Origin of the sequence: Amycolatopsis thermoflava N1165 (assembly GCF_000473265.1) — a bacterium.
GTDB lineage: Bacteria > Actinomycetota > Actinomycetes > Mycobacteriales > Pseudonocardiaceae > Amycolatopsis_E > Amycolatopsis_E thermoflava.
The window spans coordinates 3,212,300-3,225,432 of record NZ_KI421511.1 but is presented as its reverse complement, the minus strand read 5'-3'; the positions used below and the strand labels follow the sequence as shown (position 1 = coordinate 3,225,432).

General features: G+C 72.9%; 10 protein-coding genes. 8 read left to right on the top strand and 2 right to left on the bottom strand.

Features of this window, described 5'->3' with window-relative positions:
• Positions 1 to 9 precede the first annotated feature (9 nt).
• Together AMYTH_RS0116130 and AMYTH_RS0116125 are read left to right on the top strand one after the other, a co-directional pair.
• Positions 10 to 1,098, top strand: a complete 1,089-nt coding sequence (locus AMYTH_RS0116130; protein WP_228684807.1) for a cytochrome P450 — start codon at positions 10 to 12, stop codon at positions 1,096 to 1,098.
• A gap of 3 nt (positions 1,099 to 1,101) precedes the next feature.
• On the top strand, positions 1,102 to 1,908 hold the full coding sequence (locus AMYTH_RS0116125) for an oxidoreductase (protein ID WP_027931200.1): 807 nt from the start codon (positions 1,102 to 1,104) through the stop codon (positions 1,906 to 1,908).
• Between the two features lie 16 nt (positions 1,909 to 1,924).
• Here the strand turns inward: AMYTH_RS0116125 and AMYTH_RS0116120 are convergent, their stop codons facing one another.
• Entirely contained in the window at positions 1,925 to 2,620 is a 696-nt protein-coding gene (locus AMYTH_RS0116120) for a hypothetical protein (protein WP_027931199.1), read from the bottom strand.
• Positions 2,621 to 2,679: 59 nt separating this feature from the next.
• Positions 2,680 to 3,603 carry an intradiol ring-cleavage dioxygenase gene (locus AMYTH_RS0116115; RefSeq protein WP_027931198.1) on the bottom strand — a complete coding sequence of 308 codons (924 nt, stop codon included), beginning with the start codon at positions 3,601 to 3,603 and terminating at the stop codon, positions 2,680 to 2,682.
• Between the two features lie 522 nt (positions 3,604 to 4,125).
• Between AMYTH_RS0116115 and AMYTH_RS0116110 the strand changes: the two genes are divergently transcribed.
• The 6 genes from AMYTH_RS0116110 to AMYTH_RS45020 are packed head-to-tail and all read left to right on the top strand — an operon-like array spanning position 4,126 to position 13,111.
• Positions 4,126 to 4,971 (top strand): ESX secretion-associated protein EspG, encoded by an 846-nt coding sequence (locus AMYTH_RS0116110; protein WP_027931197.1) that lies wholly within the window; start codon positions 4,126 to 4,128, stop codon positions 4,969 to 4,971.
• Between the two features lie 19 nt (positions 4,972 to 4,990).
• Positions 4,991 to 5,392, top strand: coding sequence for a hypothetical protein (locus AMYTH_RS0116105; protein WP_027931196.1), 402 nt, complete (start codon positions 4,991 to 4,993; stop codon positions 5,390 to 5,392).
• 27 nt (positions 5,393 to 5,419) lie between these two features.
• Positions 5,420 to 7,288 (top strand): hypothetical protein, encoded by a 1,869-nt coding sequence (locus AMYTH_RS0116100; RefSeq protein ID WP_051362700.1) that lies wholly within the window; start codon positions 5,420 to 5,422, stop codon positions 7,286 to 7,288.
• A gap of 5 nt (positions 7,289 to 7,293) precedes the next feature.
• Entirely contained in the window at positions 7,294 to 7,641 is a 348-nt protein-coding gene (locus AMYTH_RS0116095) for a type VII secretion target (protein WP_027931194.1), read from the top strand.
• Entirely contained in the window at positions 7,638 to 8,129 is a 492-nt protein-coding gene (locus tag AMYTH_RS0116090) for a YbaB/EbfC family nucleoid-associated protein (protein ID WP_027931193.1), read from the top strand. The genes AMYTH_RS0116095 and AMYTH_RS0116090 overlap by 4 nt, the downstream gene beginning before the upstream one ends.
• On the top strand, positions 8,123 to 13,111 hold the full coding sequence (locus AMYTH_RS45020; protein WP_037322566.1) for an RHS repeat-associated core domain-containing protein: 4,989 nt from the start codon (positions 8,123 to 8,125) through the stop codon (positions 13,109 to 13,111). The genes AMYTH_RS0116090 and AMYTH_RS45020 overlap by 7 nt, the downstream gene beginning before the upstream one ends.
• Positions 13,112 to 13,133 lie beyond the last annotated feature (22 nt).

Sequence of the window (13,133 nt, the reverse complement as noted above, 5' to 3'; positions counted from 1 at the left end):
GTTTGCGGAATGCTGAAGCGATTCACCTACCCCGACGGGCACGTCGGCTGGCTGGCGACGAGCCACGAGACGGTCCGCGCGGTGCTGGCCGACCCGCGGTTCAGCGCCCGGTCGGACCTGCGGCACATGCCGGTCCCCGGCGCGCCCGGCAACGGGGTGCCGGCGCCGCCCGGGATCTTCAACTCGATGGATCCGCCGGAGCACACGCGCTACCGCCGCCTGCTCGCCGGCCAGTTCACCGTCCGGCGCATGCGGCAGCTGACCGAACGGGTGCGGGAGATCGTGTACGAGCACCTCGACGCCATCGCCGGCGAGAGCGGACCGGTCGACCTGGTGCGCACCTGGGCGCAGCCGGTCCCCGCGCAGGTGATCTGCGAGCTGCTCGGGGTGCCCTACGCGGACCGCGCGCGGTTCCAAGGGCACGCGCTGGACCTGTTCCGCCTGGACCGGACGCCGGAGCAGGCCGCGGCGGCGTACTCGGCGGTGCACGAATTCGTGCGCGACCTGGTGGCGGCCAAGCGCGCCGCGCCTGCCGACGACCTGCTGAGCGGGCTCACCGCGAGCGACCTCACCGACGAGGAGCTGGTCAACATCGGCTTCGTGCTGCTCGGCGCCGGCCTGGACACCACGGCGAACATGCTCGCGCTGGGCGCGTTCACCCTGCTCACCCACCCCGGCGCGGCGGACGTCCTGCGCGCCGAGCCCGGGCGGGCGGTCGAGGAGCTGTTGCGCTACCACAGCGTCATCCCGTTCACGGTGCGCGCGGCGCTGGCGGACGTCGAGCTGGACGGCGAGCGGATCGCCGCCGGCGAGTGCGTCACCGTGTGCCTGCCCGAGGCCAACCGCGACCCGGCGCGCTTCCCCGATCCGGACGTGCTCGACCTGCTCCGGCCGTCCGCCGGGCACGTCGCGTTCGGCCACGGCGTGCACCAGTGCCTCGGCCAGCAGCTCGCCAGGGTGGAGCTGCAGGTGGCGTTGCCGGCGCTGGTGACGAGGTTCCCGTCGCTGCGGCTCGCGGTGCCGGCCGCGGATGTCGTGGTGCGCGCGGGAAGCCTGGTGCGCGGGGTGGACGAACTGCTGGTGACCTGGGAGGACTGAGCGATGAAGGTGTGCCTGGTGACGGGTGCGTCGTCCGGGATCGGGCTGGCGACGGCGCTGGAACTGCTGCGCGGCGGTCACGTCGTGTACGGCGCGGCGCGGCGGGTGGCGCGGATGGCGCCGGTGCGGGACGCCGGTGGCCACGCGCTGGCGATGGACGCCCGCGAGGGCGAGGACCTCGAACGCGCCGTCGCCACCGTGGTCGAGGAGCAGGGGCGGATCGACGTGCTGGTCAACAACGCCGGGACGGTCCTGCACGGCGCGGTGGAGGACGTGCCGCTCGCCCTGGCGCGGGACCAGCTGGAGGTCAACCTGCTCGCGCCGGCGCGGCTGGTCCAGCTCGTCCTGCCGCACATGCGGGAGCGGCGTTCCGGGACGATCGTCAACGTCTCCTCGATCGGCGGTGAGATCGCGTTACCGCTCGGCGCCTGGTACTACGCGGCGAAACACGCGCTCGAAGCCTTCTCCGACACGCTGCGCATGGAGGTCGCGCCGTTCGGGATCGAGGTCGTGGTCGTCCAGCCCGGCATCATCAAGACCGGCTTCGAGGACGGGACGGCCGCGCAGCTGCGGGAGTTCTCCGGCGCCGGCGCCTACCGGGAGATGGCCGAGTCCATGGCGGAGCGCGCCGCGGCCGGCCTGAGCGAGGGTTCCGACCCCGGCGTCGTGGCCGACGTCATCCGGCGGGCCGTGGAGTCCGGCCGCCCGGAGACCCGCTACGCCGTCGGCTGGATGGCGGAGAAACTGCTGGAGCTCAACCGAACCCTGCCGGACCGCGAGTTCGACGCGCTGGTCACCCAGGCGCGATAATGGCCATTGTGGACGGTCAGGCGTGCTCGCCGAGGTTCCACTCCCAGCCGTTGAAACCGTCCAGGCCGTACGGGGCGAGCACGAGGCTGCCGGTGGTGTTGCGGGAATCCAGGACGACCGTGCCGACGTAGTTCTGGCCGGGCGAGAGCGCGAGCGGGAACAGCTTGCCGCGGGACAGGCAGCCGATCGCCGGTGCGCTGCTGAGGCTGCCGCCGGGTTCGGTGACGCCGTCCGGGCCGATGATCGAGAAGTTGTTCGGGTTCAGCAGGCTCGGCGCGAAATCACCGCTCATCGACGACGAAGTCGTCACCGTCATGTCCAGGAAGATGAACCGCCCGTTCTCCGGCTTCTGCGCGTACGGCTCGGTGCAGCGGCCGCCGACGGTGACCTTGGTGAGGGTGAAGGCGACCTCCGGCTGGCCGGGGTGGCTGCCGAAGCCGATGGTCTCGCCGATCTTCACCTCGACGTTCTGCCGGGGGTTGACCGGGATCACCGGCGTCGGCGACTTCGAGGTCGTGTGGCGGGTCCGGGAGGTGGTGGCGGGCGCGGCTTTCGTGGTGCCGTCGTCTGCCGTGACGGCGAGCGTGACCCCGACCGACACGCCGGCGACGACGAGCGCCCCGGCGATCGCGAGGGCGACGATGGCGCCGATGTTGCGCCGCGGCGGCTGCGGCCACTGGGGGTAGGGGTAGCCGGGCGGCTGACTGGTCACGAAGATCCTCCTGATCGGTGCGCACGGCTTGTCGTGAGCAGGAGGATCTTCGTTACCGGCTAGCGCGACGGCGGTGTCCCACCAGGACCGCCGCCCGGGGCGGAGCCCGCGGACGGGGTGGTCCGGGTGTCCACGCGCACCGCGAGGCTCACGGTGTAGCCGTTGGTGACGTCCCCGGTGACGGTCGCCAGCTGGGACGCGCCGCCGTCGTCGCCGAAGACGTTGTCGCCGAAGACGTTGTCGCTCGACAGGCTCACCTTCCGCAGGTTCGCGACGGAGTCCTCGTAGCCGGGCTGCTGGTAGACGGACTGGCACACGTCCTGCGGCAGCGCGACCTGCGAGGTGGCGATCGCGTTCGACGAGTCGGTGATGCTCGCCTGATCGGGGTAGACCTCGAAGTGGATGTGCGGCCAGCGGCCGTCGTAGCAGGCCGGGAAGATGCTGGTGAACCGCACGCGCCCGTCGGCGTCGGCGATCTGCACGCCGCGCAGGAAGTTCTGGTCCTCGACACCGTCGGAGTACATCGAGTAGCCGCCCTCGCGTGTGCAGTGCCACACGTACACCGCTACCCCGGCGAACGCGGCGCCGCCGTTGGCCAGGTCGGACACGGTCAGCTGCAGCGTCATCGGCACGCCCTCGGCGGTGCCGGTGGAGTCGCCGAAGCTGGAGCGGATGTCGCTGCGCACGATGCCGCTCTGCGCCAGCACGTCCGGCCCGTTGGAGCCGTCGCCGGGGTAGGGGCCAGCGGTCTCGTCCGGGATCTCGCCGGACGCGGCCGAAGGGGTGGTGGTCGTCGCCGGGGCGCCGGTCGACCCCGCGCCGCACGCGGTGAGCGCGACACCGGCCGCGCCGATGCCGAGGAACCGCAACGCCCGGCGGCGGTCGAACAGGGTGCCGATGTCGAAGCCCAGCCCCTGGTCGACGACCTCGTCGTGCGGGCGGGGGAGGGGGCGGCCCTGGTAGGCGGGCTTTTCGTCTCGCATGGGCACCATCGTCGGGTCTCGTGCTGTGCGCCGGGTTTGCCTAGTCTGTGCGGCAGGCATGCGTTCCGGGAAGAGGGCGGAGCAGGACGCCAGCTGCCAGGGTGGACGATCGGCAACCTGCCCAGGGCCGCGACGTGACGTCCAGCCCTTGCCCGGCGTGGTGCAGCCGGCGCATTGTCTCCACGAGGTGATCCGCGACCGTCACGGCGACGAGAATCGCGCGCCCCTCAACGAGGTGCCGCCGGTTCCTGAACGCCGCACCGGCCCCGCGACGCCCGTGCTCAGATGAGCGCGCCCCGCCGTGCCCGGGTGCCTCTGATTCCCGGTTCTTTCGGGCAACGCCGGAGGAAAACGGCGTTCCGTCACCCCTTCGGTGCGTTGTGATCTCCACCGGGTGCCGGTGGGTCGCTCGACAGCGGGCGCCCCGGCGCCGACACTGATCAACGAACAAGCCACACTGGCCGTCCACGCCTCACGGCCCCACGTCCGAGGCCGGAACCCCGAAAGGTGACACAAGCGTCGATGGTGTCTCGGTTCGACTTCACGCTCGGCAGCGTGGAGGCCGTCGTCGTCGGGCGGGCGCTGGGCGTCGACGTCCGCGTGTTCCCCCTGCGCATCAGCCACACCACGGTGGACCCGCTCCGCTTCGCCAGACTCGCGCTCCGCGTCCACGAGGACCTGCAGGACCGCGGCCTGTCCACCCGCGGCCAGCTCGACCCGGGCGTGCGCACCGCGTTCGAGCTGCTCGGCGACCACCGCGTCACGGTCACCGCCAGCGGGACCGATTCGCGCGCCGGTGACCTCGCCGTGCACGCCGCCACCGACGGCGCGCAGGCCCTGGTGATCCGCCAGGCCCCGGGCGAGGACAGGCTGTGGTTCTCCCTGTTCCCGGACGAGGACCTGGTGCCTCGCCTGGCCGGCTCGCTCACCCCGGCCGACCCCGCGCCCGGAACGCCGCTGTCGGTGTCGCGCCGCGAGGACGAGCGACCGCGCTCGGCGCTGGCCGCGCTGCGCCAGGCCGAGGAGGAGTTCGACGAGGAGGAGACCGAGGCCTTCGGCAGCCTCCAGGTCACCACGGTCGTGCGGTCGCGGCGGCCCGCGCGCGCCCGCGCGGTGTCCGAAGAGGACCGGCTCGAAGAGGTCCTCGCGGCGCCGCGGCGCGGCGGCGGCTACTTCACCGCGCACGGCCGCGGACGCCACGGCGAACGCCGCTCGGCCACCCCGGTCACGTGGCTGGACACCGAGGACGGCCGGTACCTGGTGAGCACCCGGACCGACGCGACCGGGACGATCACCGCGACCTACGCGCCCGCGGGGTTCCCGGCGGTCGCCGAAGCCGTCCGCGACATGATCGCTGCCGTCTACTGAGATCGGGGAGGTACCGGGGATGAGCGAGGAAGCGCCGAAGGCGGAGAACGCGGTCCGGATGGTGCAGGCCGTCGCGCTGAAGCGGCTGGCCAGCGAGGGCGGGTTCGCCGTCGACGAGCGGACCGGCGACAAGATGATCCAGGCGCTGCAGGGTATCGTCGACGCGCTCGAGGCGCGCTGGTCGGCGCTGCAGGCGTTCGGGCAGGCGCCGCCGATGAGCGACACCACCACCGCGAAGTGGGTGTCGGACGTGATGGTGAAGACCGCGAGCGACGAGCGCGGCCTGCTCACCCAGCTCACGCGGGCCAAGGCCGAACTGCCCACCTACATCGAGGCGATCAAGCTCGCCCAGAAGAACTACCGGTCGCAGGACGGCGAAACCGGGACCACGTTGCGGCGATACCGCGCCGAGCAGGCCTGACCGAGCAACCTCGAAGGGGAGAAGATCGTGGAGCTGTCCGACGTCGGCGGCGGGGTGCAGGACGTCACCGCGGACCCGAGCTCGCCGTACTACATCGGTCCCATCGGCCACGACCACACCTCGGGTGACGAGATCCGCGAGGAGGTCACCCGGCAGGTCGACGAGGAGATCGCCAAGGGCTGGCTCGGCGACGTCGTCACCCCGCTGCTGCGCGACGAGACCATCCAGCGGCGCTACGAGCAGCGCATCGTCGCCGTCCGCGACAGCGTCGACGACGGGGTCGAGATCCGCGACCACGGCACGGCGCCCAGTTCGTTGTGGGACAACGCGACCCACCAGCAGATGCTCGACGCCATCACCACCAACGCCGACTCCGCCGCGGTCGCGGTCACCTCGGAGGAGTGGGTGCGGCTGGGCAAGGAACTCACCGAGCACCAGAAGAACCTGGCCGACGCCATCAACGACAGCCTCGCCGACTGGCAGGGGGAGGGCGGCGACGCGGCCCGCAAGCACCTCGCCGACGTCGGCCTGTGGCTCGGCAACACCGCCAAGGGCGCCACGCTCACCGGCCGCCAGCAGGAGATCCACTCGCAGGCGCTGAACGAGACGCAGAAGCAGATGGCGGCCAACCCGCCGGTGAACTTCGACGTGCAGGCCGCCAACGCGCACCTGCAGACGATCACCGACCCGGTCGTGTACGCGCAGCAGGCGCAGCTCGACCAGCAGGCGCTGCAACAGCAGGAGGCCGCGCGCCAGCAGGCCGCGCGGATCATGACCCAGTACGACGACACCGTCGCCGGCGCCACCATCACCCCGGCGTTCGTCGCGCCGCCCAAGCTCGGCGGGCCGAACGCGCAGATCGCGTCGCTGCGCACCGGCGCGACCGGGCCGGCTTCCGCGCGGATCCCGGCCACCGAAGCCGGTGCCGCGCAGGCCGCGAGCCTGCGCTCGGCCACCACCGCGGGCGTGCCCGCGGCGGCCGGCGCGGGCACCGGGGACGTGAACGCGGCGGTGGCCGCGGCGAACCTGAACTCCCCGTCGCTGCCGACCGGGACCTCCGTGCCCGGCCTGGACACCTCGGGTGCCGGCACCGGGGCCGGCGCGCCCGCGCTGAACACCTACAGCGGTTCGTCCGGCTACGGCGGGGGAACCGGCGCCGTGCCGCAACTGTCCACTCCGGACTACCCAGCCGGGACCACCGGGAACTACAGCGGCGGCACGCTGGAGAACCACGCGTCGGTGCCCGACCTCGACATCCCGGACTCGACGGTGGCCTCCTCGGCGGTCGACACCGGCACGTCCGGCAGCTCGTCGGCGCGCATGCCGACCATCGGCTACTCCGGCGGTATCAACGGCGACAGCATCGCCAGCCGCCTCGGCGGCCCCACCGTCAGCGGCAACCCGCTGGCCGGGCTCGACTCCGTCAGTTCCGTCAGTGGCCCGGCGGGCACCCCGCTCGGCGGCGGCACCAGCACCGGGGCCAAGGGTCTCGGCGGCGTGGGCGGTGCCGGCGCGGCGGCGCTCAAGGGCCTCGGCGGTGGCGGCGCCGGCGGCAGTGGTGTCGGCGGCCTCGGTGGCGTCGGTGGTGCGTCGGGCGCGAGCGGCGCCCGGCTCGGCGCGGGCGGTGTCGCCGGCGCCTCCGGTGCGGCGGCGGCCGCCGAAGAAGCCGCGGCGGCGCGTGGCGCGGCGGGCGCGACCGGCGCGGCTGGCCGGGCAGGCACCCCGGCCGCGGGCGGCATGGCCCCGCACGGCGGCAAGGGCCAGGGCGCGGAGGACAAGGAACACCGCGTCGCGGACTACCTCGAAGGCGATCCCGACCTCTTCGAAGGCGGTGACGTGGTCGCCCCGCCGGTCATCGGTGACTGGAAGAAGAACAAGCAGGAAGAGAAGAAGTAGCCCTCGTGTCCTACGAAGTCGACCCCGACGAGCTGCGCACGCACGGCAGTCACCTCGACGCCCTGTCCGACCGGCTGAACACCGCGGTGGACGCCGCCAACACGGTCGTCATGGACGACTCCGCCTACGGCCTGCTCTGCGCCTTCCTGCCGCCGATCGTGAACGCGACGACACAAGGCGACGCGGTCGAGGCGCTCAAGGCCGCGGCCGAGGGCGTGCGGATCATCGCGGAGAACATCCGCACCGCGGCCACCGGCTACGAGGAACAGGACGCGACCAACGCCGAGCCGTTCGAGCGGCAGCTGCGCGAGGCCACCCCGGTGACCCCGCGGATCGGCACGGTGATCCGGTGACTTCGGCGAACGGACTGGGCGACCTCATGCGCGACCCCGACGAGGCGGCCGCGCGGATGAACGCGTGGGCGCAGGGGCTGGCGGAGAAGGCCGAGCGCTACCGCGCGGCGCAGGCGCGCACCGAGGAGATCCGGCTGACCTCGGCCAACACCGACGGCTCGGTGCGCGTCACGGTCCGCGCCGACGGCAGCGTCACCGATCTGGACCTGTCCGGGCGGGCCCGCACCATGCCGCTGGACGAGCTGTCCGCGCAGATCCTGGCCACCATGCGCCGCGCGCAGGCGGGCATCGCCGCGCGGGTCGCCGAGGTGATGCAGGAGGAGGTCGGCGACGAGGACCCGCAGACGCGCTCGCTGCTGGTCGACAACCTGCGCAGCCGGTTCCCCGATCCGGACGCAGGCGAAGACGACGAGCAGGCGGCCGCCGAACCCGCCGAGGAGGGGCCGCAGGCCCGCACGGACGACGACGAGGAGAACAACCCGTGGTGAACCCCCTGGTCGCGCAAGAGCAGAGCTCGACGACCGCGATCTCGGGGATCTCCCTCCTGGAGGGCGCGCAGGACCTCAAGAAGGCCATCGAAAGCGGCGACTGGGCCTCCGGCGCGCTGGGGGCCGCCGCGGCCGGGCTCGACGCGCTCGGGTTCGTGCTCGACCCGTTCGGCTCGATCCTCGCCGCCGGCGTCGGCTGGCTCATCGAGCACGTCGGCCCGCTCAAGGACGCCCTCGACGCGCTGGCGGGCAACCCGGACGCCGTCAAGGCCCACTCCGAGACGTGGCAGAACATCGCCACCGAGCTGGGCGAGATCGGCACCGACCTGGCCAACGCGGTCAACACCGACCTGACCGGCTGGACCGGCCCGTCCGCCGACACCTACCGGCAGCAGGCCAAGGACGTCGGCGACCTGCTCGCCGCGGCGAAGGAAGCCGGTGAAGGCACCGCCAGCGGCATCGAGACCGCGGGCACCGTCGTCGCCGCCGTGCGGACCCTGGTGCGCGACATCATCGCCGAAGTCGTCGGGCACATGATCTCGTGGGCCCTGCAGGTGATCGCCACCCTCGGCATCGCGCTGGCGTGGGTCGTGCCGCAGGTGATCAGCGAGGTCGCCAAGACCGCCGCCAAGATCGCCGACCTCACCGGGAAGCTGACCCACGCGCTGAAGGCGCTCTCGGAGCTGCTGAAGAAGGCCGGCGGCATCTTCACTGACACCGCGGGCAAGCTGAAGAAGATCAAGACCGACAAGCCGCCGACGTCGGCCAAGCCGGGCGACCTCCCCGCGGGCCCGAAGAGCGTCGACCCGATGGCGGGCAAGGGCGGCGGCACCATCCCGAACAGCACGGCGAAGACCCCGCCGCCGGACGCGAACAAGGTCGCCCCGCCGCCCAAGCTCAACGACACCCCGGGCGACACGACCAAGGCATCGTCCACACCGGACACCGCGCCGGTCTCGGCACCGCCCAAGCTGGACGGCCCGCCGCCGGGCGGCACGCCCAAGTCCGCGCCCGAGGCCGGCCCGGCCCCCGTGTCGGCGCCGCCGAAGCTCGACGGCGGGACCACGCCGTCCTCGGCCGGTGGCACCCCGAAGAGCGCGCCGCCGAAGGTCCAGGACCCGCCGAAGCCCGGCGACTCCACCACCGCGTCGTCAGCGGGCGGCACCACGAAGGGCAACCCGGCCACGACGAAGGAGGCGGGCAAGAAGGACTGCGAGTTCGACCCCATCGACGTCGCGACCGGCGACGTCCTGCTCACCGAGGTGGACCTGGTGGTCCCCGGAGCGCTCGGCGAACTCATCACGCGCAACCACGTTTCGTCCTACCGGGACGGTCGCTGGTTCGGTCCGTCGTGGACGTCCCTCCTGGACGAACGACTGACCGTGGCGGCGGGCACGGTGCGCTACCACTCCGCGGACGCGATGGTGCTGAGCTTCCCGGTCCCGGCGCCCGGCCGGTCCGCCGGTGTCCAGCAGGGCCCGGTGCGCCTGCTGCACGCCGACGCCGACGACTACGTGGTCACCGATCCCGGCCGCGGCCTCACCCGGCGGTTCACGTTCGCCCCGGGCGCCCGGGACGAGCTGCTGCTGCGTGAGGTGCGCACCGAGGACGGCGAGTTCGTCGTCCTGGACCGGGACGCCGACGGCACGCCGGTCCTGCTGACCCACTCGGCCGGCGCGCGGATCGCCTTCGACATCGCGGACGGCCGCGTCCGGTCCGTCCGCGCGCTCTCCCCGGCGGGGGCCGTCCCGGTCGCCCGCTACGACTACGACGAGCACGGCCACCTCGCCCGCCGGTGGAACTCCACCCCCCGGCCTGCGCTGTACGAGCACGACCCCGCGGGCCGGATCACCGGCTGGACCGACCACAACGGCTCGTGGTACCGCTACGTCTACGACGACGCCGGGCGCTGCGTGCGCACGGTCGGCGACCGCGGTTTCCTCGACGGCGCGCTGGAGTACGCCCCGGGCCGCACCACGACCACCGACTCGCTGGGGCACCGCAAGACCTTCGAGTTCGACGTCGAGGGCAACCTCGTCGCCGAGACCGACAAGCTGGGCGCGGTCACCCGCAGCGAGTGGGGCCCGAACCGCCTCCTGCGTGCCCGGACCGACCCGCTCGGCAGGCGGACCGAGTTCGAGCACGACGCGGCGGGGGTCCTGCGCGCGGTCGTGCGCCCGGACGGCAGCCGCGTCGTGATCGTCGAGCACACGGCCACCGCGCTGGAGATCGCGGTCACCGAGGGCGGCCGCACGTTCCGGCGCCGCTACACCGAGCCGGTGCCCGACCCGTACACCACCCCGCTCGGAGTGTCCGAAGAGGACGACGACGAGGCGGGGCGGACCCCGGCGCAGGGCGGGCCCGCGGTCGAGGAGGACCTGTTCGGCCGCCCGCGCGTGCTGCGCGAACCCGGCGGCCCGGTCACCCTGGCCTGGACGGTGGAGGGCGACCTGCGGGCGGTCACGACCGCCGACGGCGCGCGGCGGCAGTGGACCTACGACGGTGAGGGTGGCGAGACGTCGCACACCGACGCCCTGAACCGGGTGACCGTCACCGAGCGCGGTCCGTTCGCCATCGTCACGGGCACGGTGGACGCCACCGGCGCACGCACGCTCCGCCAGTACGACACCGAACTGCGCCTGACGGCCGTGACCAACCCGGCGGGTCAGACCTGGACGTTCACCTACGACGCCGAGGGGCGGCTGACCGGTCAGACCGACTTCGACGGCCGCACCACGCAGTGCTCCTACGACGCGGCGGGGCAGCTGGTCCGGTTGGTCAACGCCGCGGGTGAGGTCGTGGACTACCGTTACGACGCGCTCGGCAACCTGACCGAGCGCACCGCGGCCGGCGTGACCGAGACCTACCGCCACGACCCGGTGGGCAGGCTGGTGCACGTCGCGGGCCCGGGCGCGGAGATCATCCTGGAGCGCGACGACGAGGGCCGGGTGGTGCGCCAGACCGCCGCCGGCCGCACCACCACCTTCGGCTACCCGGACGCGTTCGCCACCAGCCGGCGCACACCGTCCGGAGTGGACGTCCACTGGGGACGTTCCGAGAGCGGGGTGGACAACCTCACCGTCGGCGGTACGACACTGACCCTGCACCGCGACGAGAACGGCCGCACGGTCGCGGCCAACGCGGGCGCCACACCCGTGGTGCGCAGGGACTTCGACGCGCGCGGCAGGCTGCTCGCGCAGCAGACCCCGGCCGGCACGTGGCGCTACCACCGGCGGCCCGACGGTAGCATCGAGGCGCGGGAGGACCCGTCGGGCGGCGCCCGCTACGAGTTCGACCGGCTCGGCCGCGTCACCGCCGTGCACACGCCCGGCCACACCGAACGCTACGCCTACGACGTGCTCGGCAACGTCGTGCTGTCCCAGCCCGGCGGCGGGGCGGAGGCGGGCCCTCGGCACTACCGCGGTGGTCTCGTCGAAGCCGCCGGCGCGGTGCGGTACGACCACGACGCGCAGGGACGGCTGGTCCGGCGCACGGTGCCCGGCCCGGCCGGTGAGCTCACCTGGTCGTTCACCTGGGACGCCCACGACCACCTGACCGGCGTCCGCACCCCGGACGGCGCGGTGTGGCACTACCTCTACGACCCGATGGACCGCCGGGTCGCCAAGCAGCGCCTGGAGCCGGACGGCACGGTCGCCGAGCGGGTCGAGTTCGTCTGGGACGGCAACACCCTCGTCGAGGCCCTGCACACCGTGCGCGGTGCGCTGGTGTCGGTGCTGACGTGGGTGCACCACCCGGACGACGGCAGGCCGGTGGCGCAGGCGGTCACCGGACCGGACGGGATCACCCGGGTGTCCGTCCTGGTCACCGACGACGTCGGCACGCCGGTCGAGGCGGTCGACCTCGGCGACGGCACGGTCCGGCCGCTGCGCACGACGCTGTGGGGCCTGACCCGGGGTGGGGACGGCGACGCGACGCCGCTGCGGTTCCCCGGGCAGTACCACGACGCGGAGACCGGGCTGCACTTCAACGTGTTCCGCTACTACGACCCGGCCACCGGCCGGTTCGTCTCGCCCGACCCGCTGGGCCTCAACCCGGCGCCGAACCCGCTGGCGTATGTGGCCGACCCGCTGATGCAGTCCGACCCGCTCGGCCTCACCGGCGGCGGGTTCGACCCCGGCGACTTCCGGCGGTTCTCCGGCCGCTCCACCGCGGGCAAGTGCAGTGCGCAGAAGACCCCGGCGCCGTCGTTCACGCCGTACCCGAAGACGAAGCCGAAGAAGGGCAGCACCTCCGGCAGCACGTCCTCGGCCGGACCGTCGACGCCGGCTCCGCCGAGGGGCACGAGGGACCCGGTCAGCGGCCGGTTCACCTCGCAGGGCGGCGGCACCACGTCCGGTCCGCAGGTGCTCGACGGCAGCCCGCGTCCCGGCGGGTCCAAGCCGCAGCCGGGCGAGCTCACCGACGTCATCGACCTCAACAAGACCAAGCACTCGAACTACAGCAAGGAGCTGCAGGACGAGCTGTCGAAGGTCAACGGGTACAACCCCGACGGCGACAACCGCTGGATCCGCGGTCACCTGCAGAACGACAACCTCGGTGGCCCGGGCATCTCGAGCAACATGACGCCGCTGACGTCCACGGCGAACAAGAACATGTCGGGCACGTTCGAGGGTCCGTTGAAGAACGCCAACATCCGGCTCGACCAGCTCAAGAGCCAGATCCCGACGGACGCGCAGCTGGGACGGGCCGGGTTCGACCCGAGCCAGTTCGACAAGGTCCGCAAGGACATCCAGAACCTGACCGTCGAGTACCGGGTCGACGTCAGCCCGGACGTGAAGTTCCCCGACTCGTCCAACCCGTTCGAGCGCTCGATCCGCAAATATCTGGTGCTCAACGCCGAGTACAAGGGCCTCACCCCCGAGGTGCAGCAGTACATCGGGTTCGCGAAGGAGAAGAACTTCCTGCCGAAGCTGCCGCCGCCGGGCACGAAGATGGACACCCTGACGGGCGCGTTCTCGTAGGGCCGGTGGTGGGCGGGTACCG

What these genes read in the sequence shown, in the direction of transcription:
- AMYTH_RS0116105 (WP_027931196.1), top strand. Translation starts at nt 4,991, where the DNA reads ATGAGCGAGGAAGCGCCGAAGGCGGAGAACGCGGTCCGGATGGTGCAG.
- AMYTH_RS0116125 (WP_027931200.1), top strand. Translation starts at nt 1,102, where the DNA reads ATGAAGGTGTGCCTGGTGACGGGTGCGTCGTCCGGGATCGGGCTGGCG.
- AMYTH_RS0116110 (WP_027931197.1), top strand. Translation starts at nt 4,126, where the DNA reads ATGGTGTCTCGGTTCGACTTCACGCTCGGCAGCGTGGAGGCCGTCGTC.
- AMYTH_RS0116130 (WP_228684807.1), top strand. Translation starts at nt 10, where the DNA reads ATGCTGAAGCGATTCACCTACCCCGACGGGCACGTCGGCTGGCTGGCG.
- AMYTH_RS0116115 (WP_027931198.1), bottom strand. Translation starts at nt 3,603, where the DNA reads ATGCGAGACGAAAAGCCCGCCTACCAGGGCCGCCCCCTCCCCCGCCCG.